We start from the raw sequence: 15,491 nt of genomic DNA, 5'->3' as shown, positions 1-15,491 counted from the left end.
ATGCTAGTGGAATGTGGATCAGTCAACGGACCGCCTGTGCCTCACCGGTGCATAGATGGGAAAAAGGCATCGGTAAGCGCCGACCTCTCAGCGCAGACAGTCGTTTTGAGGCTTTACCTTGCCCGTTCACTTGCCGCCAGCAGTGCCAGGAAAAGCTCAGGATGGGGTGCGGGCGCCTCTGCTGGCTCTGGGCGTCTACGGTGGGCATTCAGGCCGTAAAGCCTCTGAAAGCCCCGGTCAGCCGACCCCGAGGTCTGCGACACCACCCGCAGCGCTGCGCGGTCACCCCGCCTCAGCGGGTGATGGGCGCCTGGTTGGCTTCCCGCTCGGCCAGGAAGGTCTTGACACTCTGCGCGGCCCGCGTGGTCATACCCGGCACCGCCGCAATCTGCTCAATGGGCGCACTGGCCAGGTCTTCGAGGCTGGTGAAGTGTTCCAGCAAGGCGTCGCGGCGCTTTTGCCCGATGCCCGGCAGGTCGTCAAAGACGCTGCGCAGCATGTCCTGGCCCCGCAACTTGCGGTGGTAGGTCACGGCGTAGTTGTGGACCTCGTCGCGCACGCTAATCAGAACGCGCAGCGCCGGGTGGGTGTGCGGCAGCAGTAGTTCGCGGTCCACGCCGATTTCGGTGCCGGTCTCCAGCCACCACTGCGCCCCAAACCGGCTGGGCAGAATCAGGCGTTCCTCGCGCTTGGCCAGCCCCACCACCGGCACCTGCACATTGGCTTCTTTCAGCGCGTCCAGGGCGGCATTCACCTGTCCACGTCCGCCGTCAATGAGCAGCAGGTCCGGCAGCGGCAGCTTGTCCGACAGACTGCCGGTGAAGCGCCGCGTAATCGTCTGGCGCATGCTGGTGTAATCGTCGGGGTGATCCAGGCCCTTGACCTTGAAGCGGCGGTGGTCGCCCCGGCGCGCCCGGCCACCCTCAAAAACCACCATGCCTGACACGATGTTGGTGCCGAACAGGTTGGAGTTGTCGTAGCCCTCGATGCGCCAGGGCCGGTCCGGCAGCGCCAGCACCTCGCGCAGCGCGTCCAGCCCCGGATGGTCGCCCCGGCGTTCCAGCAGCGCCAGTTCGGATTCCAGGCCCGTGTGCGCGTTGCGCTGCGCCATCTCGACGAGGTCCACCTTATCGCCGCGCTTGGGGGTCCGCATCTCGATTTTGCGCCCGGCCTTTTCCGACAGAAACTCGCTCCAGACCGGGGCGTCCTCAAAGTCGGCGGGCAGCAGAATCAGGCCCGGTACATGGGTCGCCTGGGTGTAGTAGTCCTGCACGAAAGCTTCGACAATCTCGCCCAGCGGCGCGTCCTCGGTGCCGGCCAGAAACCGCTTGTCACGCCCCACCACGCGCCCGCCGCGCATGCGGAAGAGCTGTACCATCGCGTACTCGCCGGCCTGCGCCGCGCCCAGAAAATCCAGGTCGGTCTCGTCGCTCACAAAGGCGTGCTGCTCGGTGCCAAACAGCTTCTCGACGGCCTGCACCCGGTCACGCACGCGTGCGGCCTGCTCGAAATCCTGGCCCTGCGCGGCCAGTTTCATGTCGTTTTTCAGGCGGGCGATTACGGGCGCCGCGCGGCCTTCCAGCAGGGACTTCACGTCCTCCACTGCCCGCGTGTAAGCGGCGGGCTCGGCGCGGTCCACGCACGGCCCCAGGCAGCGCCCCATGTGAAAGTTGAGGCACGGGCGGGCCTTCTTTTGCAGCGGTAAGCCACTGTTCTTGCGCAGCGGAAACATGGTGTCAATCAAGTTCTTAACCCGCCGCACCGCCGAAGAATCCGGGTACGGCCCGTAGTAGCTGCCCCCGTCTTTCAGCACCCGGCGCGTGACGACCAGCATGGGAAAAGTCTCGTTGGTGAGCTTCAGGAACGGATAGTGCTTGTCGTCTTTCAGTGTGACGTTGTAATGCGGCCGGTGCTGCTTGATGAGGTTGGCTTCCAGCACCAGCGCCTCGACCTCATTGCGGGCGGTAATGAACTCCAGGGTGTCGGCCAGCGCGGTAAATTTGCCGCTTTTGCCGCCTGCTTTAAAGTGCTGCCCCACCCTTGACCGGATGTTCTTGGCCTTGCCGATATAAATCGGCGTGCCCCCTTTGCGGAAGATGTACACGCCGGGCGTGATGGGCAGCACAGGCAGGTCGTCAAGATGCACGGTCCCAGGATAGGGGAGGGGCGGCGCGGACTCCGTGAGCAAGGGCGCGCTCTGGGCCTCTACACTGCCCCCGATGAACTTGTGGCTCATACGGCACGGCCAGACGGCGGGCAACGTGGCAGGCATTCTGCGCGGCGCGGCCAGTGCAGGCGATGAACTCAGTGATGTGGGGCACGCCCAGGCCGCCGCGCTGGCCCCGTTGCTGGCGGCCCGGTCCCCCCGGCCCCAGGCGGTCTATGCCAGCACCTACCGCCGCGCCCAGCAAACAGCCGAACCGCTGGCCCGCGCCCTGGGCACTCCGGTTCAGGTGCTGCCTGGGATTCAGGAGGTGGACTGTGGTGACTGGGCCGGTCAGCCGTATTCGGCTCTGAAGACACACGCGGCGGCCCTGCGCCTGCCTTCTGGCGGCCTGGGTTTTGAGGGTGGCGAGACCTTCAGGCAGATTGCGGATCGCTTTGTCTGGGCCGTAAATGGCCTCCCGCCTGGCCAGGACGCGGCGCTGGTGTCGCACGGCGGCATTCTGCGGATTGGCCTGGCTGCATTGTTGGAGCAGGACATTGAAGCGGTCTGGCAGTGTGGCGAATGGGTCCTGGGGAATGCTGAAGTTGTGCAACTGAAGCGCGAAAAGAATGTCTGGAAAGTCAGAAATTAGAAAATGAAACCGAAAAATCACGATCTAGGCTGATCGTGAATCTATTCACTAGCTTGTTTAACTATAACTATCACACACTTCTCTCCAAATAAGTTCTAGCCATAAGAGACATCCTCCTCACCCACCAGCCAACTCCACCACCGTCCCGAGCTGCCGCGCCCGCTCAGCCGCAAACGCCAGACGGTGAGAATCCAGCGACTGCGCCAGCGGCGTTGGGGGAGAGGCCTCACCGCGCAAACACGCCAGCCAGGCCCGTACCAGGCCGTCGTCGCCGCCGCCGTGGGTGCCGGCGGTGTCCACCACCCAGCGCCGACTGGTGCCGGTGCGGAAGTCGTGCACCTCCAGTTCGCCCCAGTCCATGTGGCCGCGCAGTTCGCCGTGCGTGCCCAGCAGTTTGAGGGTGCGGGTGTTGTTGTGGGTAAACGCGCTGACCGTCAGCTGCGCGGTCACGCCGTTCCCGAACACCACCGTGACCGCCTGATGGTCCGGCTGGTTGTTGTGCCCCAGATACACGCACTGGCCGTAAGGCCCGCTGCGCAGGGCGTCCTCCAGCGTCTGGCCCCCAGCTGTCAGCACCGTGACGGGCCAGCGGGTCGGGTCGCGGTCCCGGTAAATGGCGCGGGCATCGGACGGACACCCCAGCACCGGGCACTCCACACAGCGCGCCGCCGCACCGGCCGGCGCCTGCTCTGGCCGGAAATGGTGCAGGGCGCCCTCGCTGCTGACCCGGTGCGGCGCCGCCCCGGCAAAGGCCCGCAGCAGGTCGAGGTCGTGACTGCTCTTGGCCAGCAGAAACGGCGCGGCGGGCGGCGAAAGACGCCAGTTGCCCCGCACGTAGGAATGCGCGTAGTGCCAGTGGGCCACGTTCTCGGCGTGGACAATCCCCACCAGTTGCCCCAGCTGGCCTGAGGCCAGGACCGCCTGCACCGCCTGAAAAAACGGCGTGGCACGCAGCACATGGCAGACGGTGACGCGCCCGGTCGAGGCCGCTTCGGCCTCAAGCAGCCGGTCGAGGTCCGCCTCGTGCAGACACACCGGCTTTTCCAGCAGCACGTCGTAGCCCAGGGCCAGTGCCTGAAGGCAGGGCGCCACATGGGCGTCATCCGGCGTGGCCACCACCACCGCGTCGGCCACCCGGCCCAGCGCAAAAAAGGCGTCCCAGTGGGCAAACTGCTGTTCCGGTGGAACACCGTGCCGCGCGGCCACCTCGGCACGCCGGGCCGGGCGCGGCTCGACCAGATGGGTGATGCTCGCCCCCTGCGCCGCCAGCAGCGCGCCGTACACATCGGCCCCCCGGTTGCCGCAGCCGATGAGGGCGACGCGCGTCATGCGGGCGCCCCCACCCGCGCCCTCAGGCTCACCGCCGCTCCACGCCCCAGCCCTGGCCCTGGGGCCGGGCCAGCTGGCCCGCCTGCCAGTCCAGACCCACGAACGGGTCGTCGGCCAGCAGCAGGGCGCCGTCCAGGTCGGCCCAGTCGCAGGCACCGGCCAGCGCCGCCGCCGCCGCAATCCCCAGGCTGCTTTCGATCATGCAGCCCATCATGACGCTCAGCCCACCCTCGCGCGCCAGCCGCAGCGCCCGCAGCGCCTGAAGGGGGCCCCCCAGCTTGGCCAGCTTGAGGTTGACCCCATCAAAGGCGCGGGCCAGCGCCAGCACGTCGCCCACATGGTGCAGGCTCTCGTCGGCCACGATGGGCACCCCCGACACCGCCCGCAGGGCTGCGTGGCCGTCCAGGTCGCCGGCGGCCAGCGGCTGCTCGACCAACTCGGCGCGCGCGGCGGCCAGCACGTCCAGCATCCGCCGCGCCTGGGCCCGGGTCCAGGCGGCGTTGGCATCCACCCGCAGGGCCACCGCCGGCGCTTCTTCCCGCAGGGCCTCCACAATGGCCTCGTCGTGGTCGGTGCCCAGCTTGACCTTGAGGACCCCGTGCCCGCGCGCGGCCGCCTCACGGGCCTGGCGTCGCATGTCGTCCAGCGCAGCGATGCTGACCGTATAGCTGCTTTCGGGCAGGGGCGACGGGCTCAGGCCCAGCAGTTGCCAGGCGGGCAGGCCCACCGACCGCGCGCACCAGTCCACCGCCGCCATTTCCAGGGCACACCGGGCGCTGGGATGCCCCTGCGGCATCAGGGCTTTGAGGCGGATGTGGAGGCCGTCCCAGTCCCAGGGGTCGGTCAGTGCCTCTGCCAGAAGGGGCAGGGTCGCCTCGACCGTGTCCCGCGTCTCGCCGTAAAAGGCATTCGGGGCCGCCTCGCCCTGGCCAGTGACGCCCCCCTGCGTGAACGTGACAAAGGTGCGCGGGTACACGCTGTGGGTCCAGCGGGCAATCCCGAACGGCTGCGCGGTGTGCAGCTCGTGGGTCTCCCAGCTCAGGCTCACGCCGGCCACCGCCCGAAACCCTGCAGACTCTCCTGCAGCCGCGCGCCGTACTCGCCCTCGCCCAGCGTCTCCACCGTTACGCGCATATGGGTGGCGTTGGCATGCACCAGGCGCTGCCCGTCCAGCATGACGCCCACATGCCCCGGAAAAAAGGCCAGGTCGCCGCGCTGCGCCGCGTCCACCGGGGTCAGCGCCGCCCGCTGCTGATCGGCGTCGCGCGGGAGGGGCCGCCCAAAGGCGCCGTAGACCAGCTGCGTCAGCCCTGAGCAGTCCAGGCCCCAGGCGCTGCGCCCCCCCCAGACATACGGGGTGTCCAGCAGCCGCAGGGCCAGCGCGGCGGGATCGGCGTCGGGCAAGGGTGCAAAGGCCACCTCCTGCACCCAGGCGGCCTCGCCGCCCGGCAGCAGGACCGGCACCCAGCGGCGGCGGTCTTCCTCGACCACCTCGCCGGGGCCGCGCCCCACCTGCGCGCCGTAGGCCAACTCGGCCACCGGCCGGCGGCGCATGCTGGGACCCGCGTAGGCGTGTGCCCGCAGCGCAGTGACGGTCCAGTCCTCCGGGCCGGCGGGGTGGTGACGCAGCGTCTCGGCCGGCGTCCAGCCCAGGTAGCCGTCATGGAGGGTGCGCACCCGCGCCCAGCCCTCGCGGTTTTCCCACAGGAGGCTCAGGGCTTCACCGGGCAGCGCCTCGGTCACCTGCTCGGCGTCGGCCTCGGGGGCCGCCCGCAGGCTGACGCGGGCCGCCTGCGCCCACATGGGCCGGCTGCCCAGATACCGCCAGCCCTCGCCGGGCAACTGGCCCCGCAGGCTGGCTTCTGCCACGCGGTTGTCGAGGTCGAAGGCATGCAGCCGTGGGTCGAGGACGAGGTCACTCACGCGCCCCAGCCTAGCCCACGCGGGGGCCGCCGCCCTTACAGGCGCGTGGTCAGCCAGTGCGCCCAGTGGCCGCCCGCCACCCCCGCCCGGACCTCGGGCGGCAGGGCACGGAGCAGCTGCGGCACATCGCGGTAGCGTTCCAGGCCTGCCGGCGTCTTCTCAGCGCCAAAGCCGCCGTCCAGATCGGTGCCCAGGCCCACATGCGCCCAGCCCACCAGACGGGCGTAATGCTGGGCGTGGGCGGCCAGGTCGCCCGGCGGCACCCGGTCCAGGCTGCCCAACGGCAGTGGCCGCAAGAAACGGTTGAGGCACACCAGCCCAATCACGCCGCCGCTCTGGGCCACCGCGCGGGCCATGTCGTCACTCAGCTGCCGGTTGCCCGGCACCAGCGCGCGGGCATTGGCGTGGGTGGCCACCAGCGCCGGCCCCAGTTCAGCAGCCTCCCAGAACGAAGCGTCGTCCAGGTGCGACACGTCCAGGGTCAGGCCCAGCGCGGCCATGCCCTGCACCAGTTCACGCCCGGCCGGGGTCAGGGGTCCGGGGGCGTCGGTGCCGCCGGCAAAGCGGGTGCGCCCCCAGGCCGGCCCAATCAGGCGCACGCCAGCCTGGTGCCAGAACGGCAGGTCGTCGGCGTCCCGCACGGGGTCCGCCCCCTCCATTAGCAGGACCACACCCAGCGGGGCAGCGGCGTCGGCCAGGTGGGCGGCCACCGCCGCCCGACTGGTGAGCAGCCGCAGGTGCCCGGCGTCCTGCCAGCGGCGGTACTGGTCGAGCTGGCTCAGGGCCTGGGCCCGCGCGCCGGCGTGGTCGGTGTAGCCGTGTGGACTGTCCGGCGTGCGCGGCAAGGCAAACAGGGTGCCCAGACACACGCGCACCCCGGCCGCCCGCAGTTCGGGGAACGACACCGTGGCCCGCTGCCCCAGCACCGGGTCGCGGGCCCGCAGGGCGTCCAGTTCCAGGGTCAGGTCACGGCCATCCGCCGCATTCATGGCGAGGTCCAGGTGCCCGTCAATCAGCACCGGCCACCGCCTCAGGCACCAGCGCCAGCACCGCGCGCAAGTCATGCAGGGCGCCTGGGGCCTGACCCGTCAGGTCAATCTGGGCCCCCTGCATCCCCAGGGCGCGCGCGGCCTCAACATTGTCCAGTTTGTCGTCCACGAACAGCACCTGCTCGGGGGGCAGCCCCAGGGCGCCGGCGGCGTGCAGGTAGACCCCGGCGTCCGGCTTATGCACGCCGACCACGCAGCTGGCCACCGCCACGTCCACCAGGTCGGCCAGGCCCACCGCCTGCAGGGTGCGGTCAATGCTGGGCAGCGTGTTACTCAGGACCCCCACCTTGAGGCCGCGCGCGCGCAGCTCGGTCAGCACCTCGCGGGCGTGGGGCACCGGCTTCATGTAGGCCTCGTAGGGGTAGGCCGTCATGAGCTGGGCGGCAGCCTCGGCCGGCAGACCCAGGCGGCCAGTCAGTTCGGTGCCGTACTCGGCCCAGAAAGCGGCCTCGTCCTCATCGGTACGCAGGTGCCACCACGTCAGGGCGCGCGCCGCCCACTGGTCCCGCAGCGCGCTCAGCGCCGCGCCCGTCTCCAGGCCGAACGTCTGGGCCAGCCACGCGGCCGCCTCGCGGTAGACCCCGGGGTCGGTGTAGGCGATGGTGTCGTCCCGGTCAAACAACACCGCGCGCAGGCTGGGAAGAGTCATGCCCGCCATGCTATACGCCGCGTGGGCCAGGCAGGGGCCAAAGAGGAGGCGACGCTAGGTGGCACCCTCCCAGGCCAGCACCTCCAGCCCAGCCACGGTTTCAAAGCCCAGGGCCGTGTACAGCGGCCGCCCCATCTCGGACGACAGCAGGACGCACCGCCTGATCCCCTGCGAGGCCGCCGCCCCAATGAGGGCCTGCACGACGGCGCGCCCCAGCCCCTGACGGCGAAACTCAGGCCGCGTGACCACGTTGTCGAGCACGACATCCTCTCCCCAGATCACTGCGCGGCCATACGCCGCCGGGCGACCCTCCACCTGAAGCCAGACATAGATCCGCGTCGGGTCCTGCAGATGGCCCACAGGCGCAAAGTCCCGGCCCAGGGCCTGATTGACCTCCAGGGCCTCGGCTTCGGTCCTGACCTGCTTGACGGGATAAGCGGGCGGCGTCCCAAAGGCCTGGGCCGTGACGGGCACCTGCATCAGGAATTCGTGCGTGGGGGCGCCGAAGCCCTGTTCCCGCAGTGCGGAGGTCTGGTCTGTGGTCCACCCAAACCCGCTCACCCAGAGTGGCGGGGCCAAACCCACCAGCTGGTCAAGAACCAGTGCAGGTGCGGCGCCATACACGAAGGCTTCGTGCTGCCGCAGCCCCGGCGCGCCGCCCGACGAGAGCAGCGCCCAGCCGGCGGCGACCGTCAGGCGGCTGCGCTCATTGCCCAGCAGGTGGAGATAGGCCGGGAGGAAAGTGTCTTCCAGTAAAAGAGCAATTCGGGGGTCAGGGGTCATGGTTCCTTGGCGCGGGGGTGAGCGAGGTCAGGTGGATGAGCACCAGCATACGGCGCCCTCCCCACGCGGCGAAGTATTGGGTGAGTCCTCCTGCCCGCCTTCCCGCAATTCAGAAGCCTATTTGGTCATGTCGCGCAATTTTAAACTCTCTAGTTTGCCCTAAACCTCTCCGCTCGCAATCCTGTTGCCAAACTTTCCCAGAATCCGTTAGCCTGAAGCCATGTCCGACCCGCAGCCCGACCACACCCTGCTGACGCCCGGCCCCACCCCCATCCATCCGGCGGCCCTGCGCGCCCTGACGCGCCCCATGCTGGGCCACATGGACCCCGAGGTGTTCGCGCTGAACAGCGAGATTCAGGCCGGGCTGCGGACGATGTACGGCGCGGCCGAAGGCACCTTTACCGCGCTGCTGGCCGGCACCGGCAGCCTGGGCATGGAAGCGGGGTTTGCCAATCTGGTCGAACCGGGCGACGAGGTGCTGGTGTGTACCAACGGGTCCTTTGGGGCGCGCATGGCCGAGATGGCCGGCCGCTACGGCGCGCAGGTGCGTCTGGTCACGGCGCCGCTGGGCCAGCCGATTGACCCGGCCGACGTGGCCGCGCAACTGGACGGCGTGAAGATGGTCGCGGTGGTTCACGGCGAGACGAGTACCGGCGTGCTGAACCCGGTGCCGCAGATTGCAGAACTGATGCGGGGCAGCGGCGCCCTGCTGACGGTGGACGCGGTGACCACCGCCGGCATGGAACCGTTTGACATGGCGGGGTGGGGTGTGGACTACGCCTATACCGGCGCGCAGAAATGCCTCTCGGCGCCGCCCGGTCTGGCGCCGGTGGCCATCAGTGAACGGGCCTTTGCCCGCTTTCACGCCCGCCGCACGCCCACGCCGCTGTGGTACTGCGACTTTGAAGGCCTGCGCGACTACTGGGACCGCCACAGCTATCACCACACCGTGCCGGTCAACCTGCACTACGCCCTGCATGCCGCCCTACATGCGGCCCTGGACGAAGGCCTGCTGACCCGTCAGGCCCGCGCCGCCCAGATTGGCCAGGCGGTGCAGGCCGCCCTGGCACCGCTGGGCTTTACGCCATTTGTCGTCAATCCAGCGCACCGCTTGCCCACCGTGCTGGCCCTGCGGCTGCCGACCGGCTTTGATGACGCGGGGGTCCGGGCCGCGCTGCGCACGCGGCACATCAGCGTGACCGGCGGCCTGGGCCCCACTGCCGGCCAGATCTGGCGTCTGGGCCTGATGGGCGAGACCGCCCGCCCAGCGCCCTACCTGACCTTGCTGGGCGCCCTGGAGGAGCTGCTGGGCGAGCGGGGTCTGACGACGCGCTTTCTCGATGCCCTGGAACCTGCGCTGGCCTGAAGTCAGGCAGGAGACTGAGGGGACAGAGGCAGCCTAGATATGGTCGCCTCTGTCCCCTCTCTTGGCTGCGTAGCTCTCTCTATACAACGTCCTCTGGACGGGCGTTTGAACGAATCTTGCGTCCAGGCAACGAATCTTGCGTCCAGGCGGCGAAGTGGTCTGCCCGATTGCGTACCGTTCTGTCTTCTGCACTCTGTTACCCTTCAGCGCATGACCCAGAACGGTGTTGCGGCTCGGCCCCTCGCTCTCGTGACTGGTGCGTCCGCCGGGATTGGCTGGGCCTTCGCGCACCGCCTCGCCGATCAGGGCTACGACCTGATCGTGGTGGGACGCCGGGCGGAGCGGCTGGCAGAGCTGGCCGCCGAACTGCCCGGTGCCCAGGTGCGCCCGGTCGTGGCCGACCTCGGCACCGATGCGGGCATTGCGGCGGTGGCCGACCTCTGCGCCAGTGAACCGCTCTCGCTGCTGGTCAACAATGCGGGCGTGGCCCATTACATGCCGCTGACCCAGCTGCCGGCTGACAAGGCAGCGGAACTGCTGCACGTCAAGGTCATCGCCCCGACGATGCTGTCCCGCGCGGTCGTCCCTGGAATGGTGTCGCGCGGTACAGGCACCATCATCAACGTGGCGGGCATGCTCGGGTTTGGTGCCGCTGCACCTCCTCAGGGCCGCGTGACCTACGTGGCCACCCTCGCCCACCTGATCGCGCTGTCGCAGGCCATGCACCAGGAACTCAGTCCGCAGGGGCTTCAGGTGCAGGTGCTGTGCCCCGGCGTGGTGGCCACCGAATTCCATACCCGGCAGGGCTTTGACCTCAGCGCCATTCCGAGGATGTCGGCAGACGACGTCGTCACCGCCAGCCTCAAGGGGCTGGCCCTGGGTGAAGTGATTTGCGCGCCTGGGGTGGAAGACGCCGAACTCCTCAAGACCGTGGAGCAGGCCGAGCTGGCTGCGTTTCACGGCCAGTCGCCGGAACTGGCGCAGCGTTACCGGAACTAGGGGCAGAGTTTGACAGCGGCGCCCTTCAATTTGTTGGGCGCCGCTGGCTCTTTGGTGCGCCTTTCTCTCAGCCCATGCGCCCGGTGCGAATTACGTCGGCGATGACCGGCGGCAGGTTCCAGGCCATGATGTCAAAGGCGCTGGAGGCGAAGTCATAGGTCACCTTGTGCAGCGAGACCTTGGGCTTGCGGCCCACACAGTCCACGATGGCCACGTCGGCGCCGGGTTCGTGGTTCAGGGTCAGGCCCACACTGCCGGGGTCCACAAAGGTAGTGTCGCCCAGCACCCGCACAAACGGCACATGCGAGCCGCCCACCACAATCACCCGCGCGCCCAGCGAATCGGCCAGGGCCTCAAGTTCGCGCTCAGGGGCCATCAGGTCCAGGCGCTGATCGGGGGCGTGGGGGCTTCCGTGAAAAAAGCGCACGCGACCAATGGGGGTGGTGATGCGCCCGCCCGGCGGCAGGCGGCGCAGGAAGTCCATCTGCTCGGGGGTCAGAATCTTTTTCGTCCAGGTCAGGACCTGGTCGGCCACCCCTTTGCGGTCGCTGCGGTCGCCGAGGTCAATCGCCACGCGCATGTCGCTGGACCCCAGGGCCGTGACCCAGCCCTCGCGCCGCACGAAGTCAATCACGGGGCCAGGGCTGGCGCCGTAGCCCACCAGATCGCCCACCACGATGACCTGGTTGACGATATTCTCGTTCAAAAAGCGCTTGACCGCCGTCAGCGCATGAATATTGCCATGAATGTCACTGAGGAAAGCCACTCGCAAAGTACCCCCATCCTAGAGCATCTGCGCGCGTCTGTGCCGCCGCGCCCCCCCCAGAGTCCCCCTATCATGGCAGCGATGCCCCTTCCCGCCCTCGCCTTTTTGCTGGGTCTGGGTCTGGCCGCCTGTGGCCTGCCCCTGCCCTGGAGCGCCCTGAGCACGCTGCCCCTAGCCGCCATTCTGCTGTTTGTCGCCCGAGCCGAGACGCCGCGGCAGGCTGCGGGCCGCCTCTTCTGGGCCGGCTTCGGGTACTTTGCGCTGCACTTGTGGTGGCTGGGTGCTTTCGTGGCTGACCTGTTTGGCCTGGCGCCGCTGGGCCTCTTGGCTGGGCTCCTGTTTGCGCTTGAGGGGGCCTTTTTAGCGGTGATGGCCTTCCTGGCGACCTCACTGACCCGCTCTACTCCCGGGCGCGTGTGGACCCTGGCGGGCGGCTGGGTGCTGCTGGAATGGCTGCGTTTTCTGGGCCCGCTGGCATTTCCCTGGCCGACGCTGGGCTACACGCTGCTGCCTACGCCCGCCATTCAGATTGCTGACCTGGGCGGGGTGCTGCTGGGCAGTGTGCTGGTGAGCTTTACAGCGGCGGCCCTGGCTCATGCCTGGCTGGGCTGGCAGCAGGGGAGAGCGCCGCTGCGCCCAGCCATGCTCGCCGCGGTGGGCTGGGCATTGGCGTTGGGCTATGGCCTAACCCGGATGCCAGGAGAAGGGCCAGAGCAGCCTATGCGGGTCATGCGGGTCACGTTCGACGCTTTTGGGCGTGCCAGTGGCAGCCTATCTCCTGAAGAACAGTTCCGGGTGCAGCGCAAGGCCAGTCTTGAGCGCCCCGCTGGCAGCGTGGTGGTCTGGAGTGAAGGCGCCGTCCAGCAGCACAATGCCCGCCCAGGTGAGCAGGTGCCTACTTTTCCTGGCCCTGGCCTCAGTGGCGTGGGCGGCGATGACTGGCAGGCCGGTGGCGTGGGGCCGCTTCAATATAACCGCGTCGTGAGCCTGAGCACTGAAGGGCAAATACAGACCCTGAGCGACAAGGCCCGCCCCGTCCCTTTCGGTGAAACCCGACCTTTTGACGCGGTGCTGTCACCTGTGTACAACCTGCTGGGCCGCGTCCTCGGTTTTGAGCTTGCCAATGTGTCTGGCGCGCAGGCCCTGACGCCCCTAGCATTGAACGACGTGCAGTACGGCGCCTACATCTGTTACGACAGCGTGTTTCCCTGGGTGTCGCGCACGCTGGCCAACAAGGGCGCAGAACTTCTGGTTAACCCCAGCAATGATGGCTGGTACAAGGGCTGGGGCGTGCAGCAGCATTTCAACATGGGCCGGGTGCGTGCCATCGAGACCCGGCGCTGGCTGGTGCGCAGCGTCAACAATGGTGTGGCCGGCAGCGTGGATGATCTGGGCCGCCCGGTGCAGACAGTGCAAAGTGGTGACACAGTGCAGGTGCTTGATGTCCGGCCCAAACGCCTGAGCGGCACCACGCTGTATATGCGCCTGGGCGACTGGCCGGCGCTGCTGCTGGCGCTGGGTATGGTTGTTTACGGCTGGCGGCAGCGGGGGCGAATTTGGTAGCGACATGGGTGGCATAGCTGAGAGCACTGATGAGCTGAAGGCTGAAGCTTGTCACTTCCACCTATACAAGCCCTAACCACGTGTGGCGCCAGCCACTGCGCCCGTTGCCCGCAGAGCTGGTTGTCATCCGCCGATGAATGGCTTGTTGAGGCTGACATTGATGCTCAGAACGAAACAATGCCACAAACTTCGCCTCCGTTGATAAGGCATGTTATCATCGCTGCCTATGACCGAGAGTCTCACGCTGTATGCCGGTGACCGCTTGGCCCAGGCGCGGGCGCTGGCCGGGCTCAGTGACGAGGCGCTGCGGGTTCGGGCCATAACCGCCGCCCGCGACAAATCGTTTGAAGACCTGTGGGCCTTGACGCTGGCGTACCTCAGCAGCGAGACCAGCGCCGGCGTCAAGCTCAGTCCGCACACGCTGCGCGCCTACCGCAAAGGCCTGGAGGTTCTCCTAGAACACGCAGCCGCCAACGCCTGGAACCTGCTGCACCCAGGCCGCCGTGAGCCGGCATTGTATGTGGCGGCGCTCAGCGCGTCGGGTCTCAAACCGGCCACAGTGCTGGCGCGGGTGGCGGCGGCGGGTGCCCTGTACCGGGCCCTGCGCTGGGCCGGTGCCACCGACGCCGACCCTTTTGCCGATGTCAAGCGCCCCAAAGACCGCACGCGCGGCGTGGTCAAGAATCCGCCCTACCGCGAGGAATTTGTGCAGGCGCTGCTGCTGGAGGCGGACCCACACGAGGCGGCACTGCTCCTCCTGCTGGCCCACGCCGGATTACGGATTGCCGAGGCGCTGGCCGTCACCTGGGCCGATGTCAATCTGCCGGGTCGCCGCCTGCTGGTGGCGCACGGCAAGGGCGACAAGGCGCGGATGGTTCCTCTCAGCGCGCGTCTGCGTGAGGCCCTGGGCGTCCTGCAAGCGCAGCCCCACCAGGCCAGCGACTTTGTGCTGCCGCTGCGCGCTTACTCCAGCGCCTACGAGCGGTTGCAAAAGCTGGCCCTAAAATGCGGCCGCGAACACGAATTCCGGGGGTTTCATGCTGGGCGCAAATACGCGGGCACCCAGCTCTATGCTGCGGTCAAGGATTTCACGCGCGTCGCGGGCTTTCTGGGTCATGAGCAGGTAGATACAACGCGGCGCTATGTGGAGTTGCCAGAAGACGACTTGAATGACGCAGTGGAACATTTTTGACCAGGGGCTCAACCCCTCACGGGCGCTTCCTCACCCCTTCCTGGCCCTTCTGTGAGCCTGCCTTTTTCCGACTGTCCAGGCGCGGGATTTGAATCCTTTTTAAATGACCTAGGGTCAGGTTTCCAAATCTCCCCGCTGGGCGGCGGTCAGAAAGCGAATGGCGCCGGGCAGTATGCGCGCCTGAAACGGTGTGGTCTCCACATGCAGCTCGCCGTCGTACTGCAGCGGAAACGGGTCGGCAGCGTCCACCTGAATCTCACGGGCTTCCAGGGTCTCCAGATTGCCGCTGAACATCGGGTCACCGAGATTCAGCTTGGCCCGCACCGAATCAATCAGGTTGGGAATCAGGCGCATGATGTTTCCCGCCTTCATCAGGATGACGGTAAAGCGGCCGTCGCTGGGGCTGATGTCGCTGGTGATGGGCAGGCGGTAGTTGGCCATGCCAAAGTTAGCGACCATCACGCCGATGCCCTCAAACTCGCGCGGCTCGCCATCAATGACCAGGTTGAAAGTGGTCTTCTTGGGATTCAGCTGCCGCATGGCACTCATGACGTAGGCCAGGGCGCCAAAGCGCTCTTTGAGTTCCTCGCTGTCCCGGATCATGCTCGCGTCGGCGCCGGCACCGGCCAGCATGCAAAAGCCGCTCTTTTCGCCCTTGACCTCGACCTCGCCCATGTCCAGGCGCAGGCTGTGGCCTGCCCGCACCACCTCCACCAGGGCGGCAGCGTCCTGCGGCAGGGCGAGGTTCTGGGCGATCAGGTTGGCGGTGCCGGCGGGAAACGCCAGCAGCGGCACATTGCGGTTCCGCGCCGCGTAGGCCGCGCTGCTGACGGTGCCGTCGCCGCCGGCCGCCACCAGCACCGAGAAGGACTCCAGGTCCTCCAGGTGCGCGGCCATCGGGGTACCCTGGCGCAACTCGCGCTCGGTCACTTCGGCGCCCTCGGCGCGCAGCAGCGAGAGAAACAGGGGCAACTGGCTGTCTCCGCTGCCACTCTTGGGGTTGAAGACCACCAGAAGGCGCCGGCCGCGCAGTGAAGAATCAGGCGTAGGGGCGGTCATCGGTTGTATTAGACT

The 15,491-nt window shown here is 67.9% G+C and carries 14 protein-coding genes; 5 read left to right on the top strand and 9 right to left on the bottom strand.

Annotated features, from left to right (window positions below; genetic code table 11):
• Positions 1–292: 292 nt before the first annotated feature.
• On the bottom strand, positions 293–2,146 hold the full coding sequence (gene uvrC, locus GO986_RS18375; RefSeq protein WP_369409461.1) for an excinuclease ABC subunit UvrC: 1,854 nt from the start codon (positions 2,144–2,146) through the stop codon (positions 293–295).
• 73 nt (positions 2,147–2,219) lie between these two features.
• On the opposite strand from uvrC, the gene GO986_RS18370 reads away from it, so the two are divergent.
• A complete protein-coding gene (locus tag GO986_RS18370) occupies positions 2,220–2,798 on the top strand; it encodes a histidine phosphatase family protein (RefSeq protein WP_157460756.1) in 579 nt (192 codons plus the stop codon).
• A gap of 117 nt (positions 2,799–2,915) precedes the next feature.
• Here the strand turns inward: GO986_RS18370 and GO986_RS18365 are convergent, their stop codons facing one another.
• Genes GO986_RS18365 through GO986_RS18340 form a run of 6 tightly spaced genes read right to left on the bottom strand, consistent with a single transcriptional unit; the run spans position 2,916 to position 8,531 of the window.
• Positions 2,916–4,127, bottom strand: coding sequence for a Gfo/Idh/MocA family protein (locus GO986_RS18365; RefSeq protein ID WP_157460755.1), 1,212 nt, complete (start codon positions 4,125–4,127; stop codon positions 2,916–2,918).
• A 28-nt stretch (positions 4,128–4,155) separates the two neighbouring features.
• Positions 4,156–5,184, bottom strand: coding sequence for a dipeptide epimerase (locus GO986_RS18360; RefSeq protein WP_369409460.1), 1,029 nt, complete (start codon positions 5,182–5,184; stop codon positions 4,156–4,158).
• On the bottom strand, positions 5,172–6,050 hold the full coding sequence (locus tag GO986_RS18355; protein WP_369409459.1) for a C40 family peptidase: 879 nt from the start codon (positions 6,048–6,050) through the stop codon (positions 5,172–5,174). Before GO986_RS18355 ends, GO986_RS18360 begins: the two co-directional genes overlap by 13 nt.
• Positions 6,051–6,085: 35 nt before the next feature.
• Positions 6,086–7,039 carry a dipeptidase gene (locus GO986_RS18350; RefSeq protein ID WP_232337884.1) on the bottom strand — a complete coding sequence of 318 codons (954 nt, stop codon included), beginning with the start codon at positions 7,037–7,039 and terminating at the stop codon, positions 6,086–6,088.
• 19 nt (positions 7,040–7,058) lie between these two features.
• Entirely contained in the window at positions 7,059–7,748 is a 690-nt protein-coding gene (locus GO986_RS18345; RefSeq protein ID WP_157460753.1) for an HAD family hydrolase, read from the bottom strand.
• A 54-nt stretch (positions 7,749–7,802) separates the two neighbouring features.
• Positions 7,803–8,531, bottom strand: coding sequence for a GNAT family N-acetyltransferase (locus GO986_RS18340; RefSeq protein WP_157460752.1), 729 nt, complete (start codon positions 8,529–8,531; stop codon positions 7,803–7,805).
• Between the two features lie 220 nt (positions 8,532–8,751).
• On the opposite strand from GO986_RS18340, the gene GO986_RS18335 reads away from it, so the two are divergent.
• Together GO986_RS18335 and GO986_RS18330 are read left to right on the top strand one after the other, a co-directional pair.
• On the top strand, positions 8,752–9,897 hold the full coding sequence (locus GO986_RS18335; protein WP_157460751.1) for an aminotransferase class V-fold PLP-dependent enzyme: 1,146 nt from the start codon (positions 8,752–8,754) through the stop codon (positions 9,895–9,897).
• A 210-nt stretch (positions 9,898–10,107) separates the two neighbouring features.
• Positions 10,108–10,896 carry an SDR family NAD(P)-dependent oxidoreductase gene (locus GO986_RS18330; RefSeq protein ID WP_157460750.1) on the top strand — a complete coding sequence of 263 codons (789 nt, stop codon included), beginning with the start codon at positions 10,108–10,110 and terminating at the stop codon, positions 10,894–10,896.
• 67 nt (positions 10,897–10,963) lie between these two features.
• Here GO986_RS18330 and GO986_RS18325 read toward each other — a convergent pair whose 3' ends face one another.
• Entirely contained in the window at positions 10,964–11,668 is a 705-nt protein-coding gene (locus tag GO986_RS18325) for a metallophosphoesterase family protein (protein ID WP_157460749.1), read from the bottom strand.
• 75 nt (positions 11,669–11,743) lie between these two features.
• Between GO986_RS18325 and lnt the strand changes: the two genes are divergently transcribed.
• Positions 11,744–13,225 (top strand): apolipoprotein N-acyltransferase, encoded by a 1,482-nt coding sequence (gene lnt / locus GO986_RS18320; protein WP_369409458.1) that lies wholly within the window; start codon positions 11,744–11,746, stop codon positions 13,223–13,225.
• Positions 13,226–13,451: 226 nt separating this feature from the next.
• Positions 13,452–14,417 (top strand): tyrosine-type recombinase/integrase, encoded by a 966-nt coding sequence (locus GO986_RS18315; protein ID WP_157460747.1) that lies wholly within the window; start codon positions 13,452–13,454, stop codon positions 14,415–14,417.
• A 114-nt stretch (positions 14,418–14,531) separates the two neighbouring features.
• On the opposite strand, the gene GO986_RS18310 is transcribed toward GO986_RS18315, so the two are convergent.
• A complete protein-coding gene (locus GO986_RS18310; RefSeq protein ID WP_157460746.1) occupies positions 14,532–15,476 on the bottom strand; it encodes a diacylglycerol/lipid kinase family protein in 945 nt (314 codons plus the stop codon).
• Positions 15,477–15,491 lie beyond the last annotated feature (15 nt).

Origin of the sequence: Deinococcus arboris, from assembly GCF_009755355.1 — a bacterium.
GTDB classification, from domain to species: Bacteria; Deinococcota; Deinococci; order Deinococcales; family Deinococcaceae; genus Deinococcus; species Deinococcus betulae.
Note: the sequence above shows the minus strand (reverse complement) of the source record. Positions and strands in the feature narration are given on the sequence as shown.

Excerpts from the sequence above, each read along its gene's own strand:
- GO986_RS18370 (WP_157460756.1), top strand. The coding sequence starts at position 2,220 with ATGAACTTGTGGCTCATACGGCACGGCCAGACGGCGGGCAACGTGGCA.
- GO986_RS18365 (WP_157460755.1), bottom strand. The coding sequence starts at position 4,127 with ATGACGCGCGTCGCCCTCATCGGCTGCGGCAACCGGGGGGCCGATGTG.
- GO986_RS18350 (WP_232337884.1), bottom strand. The coding sequence starts at position 7,039 with ATGAATGCGGCGGATGGCCGTGACCTGACCCTGGAACTGGACGCCCTG.
- GO986_RS18345 (WP_157460753.1), bottom strand. The coding sequence starts at position 7,748 with ATGACTCTTCCCAGCCTGCGCGCGGTGTTGTTTGACCGGGACGACACC.
- GO986_RS18340 (WP_157460752.1), bottom strand. The coding sequence starts at position 8,531 with ATGACCCCTGACCCCCGAATTGCTCTTTTACTGGAAGACACTTTCCTC.
- GO986_RS18335 (WP_157460751.1), top strand. The coding sequence starts at position 8,752 with ATGTCCGACCCGCAGCCCGACCACACCCTGCTGACGCCCGGCCCCACC.
- GO986_RS18330 (WP_157460750.1), top strand. The coding sequence starts at position 10,108 with ATGACCCAGAACGGTGTTGCGGCTCGGCCCCTCGCTCTCGTGACTGGT.
- lnt (WP_369409458.1), top strand. The coding sequence starts at position 11,744 with ATGCCCCTTCCCGCCCTCGCCTTTTTGCTGGGTCTGGGTCTGGCCGCC.
- GO986_RS18315 (WP_157460747.1), top strand. The coding sequence starts at position 13,452 with ATGACCGAGAGTCTCACGCTGTATGCCGGTGACCGCTTGGCCCAGGCG.
- GO986_RS18310 (WP_157460746.1), bottom strand. The coding sequence starts at position 15,476 with ATGACCGCCCCTACGCCTGATTCTTCACTGCGCGGCCGGCGCCTTCTG.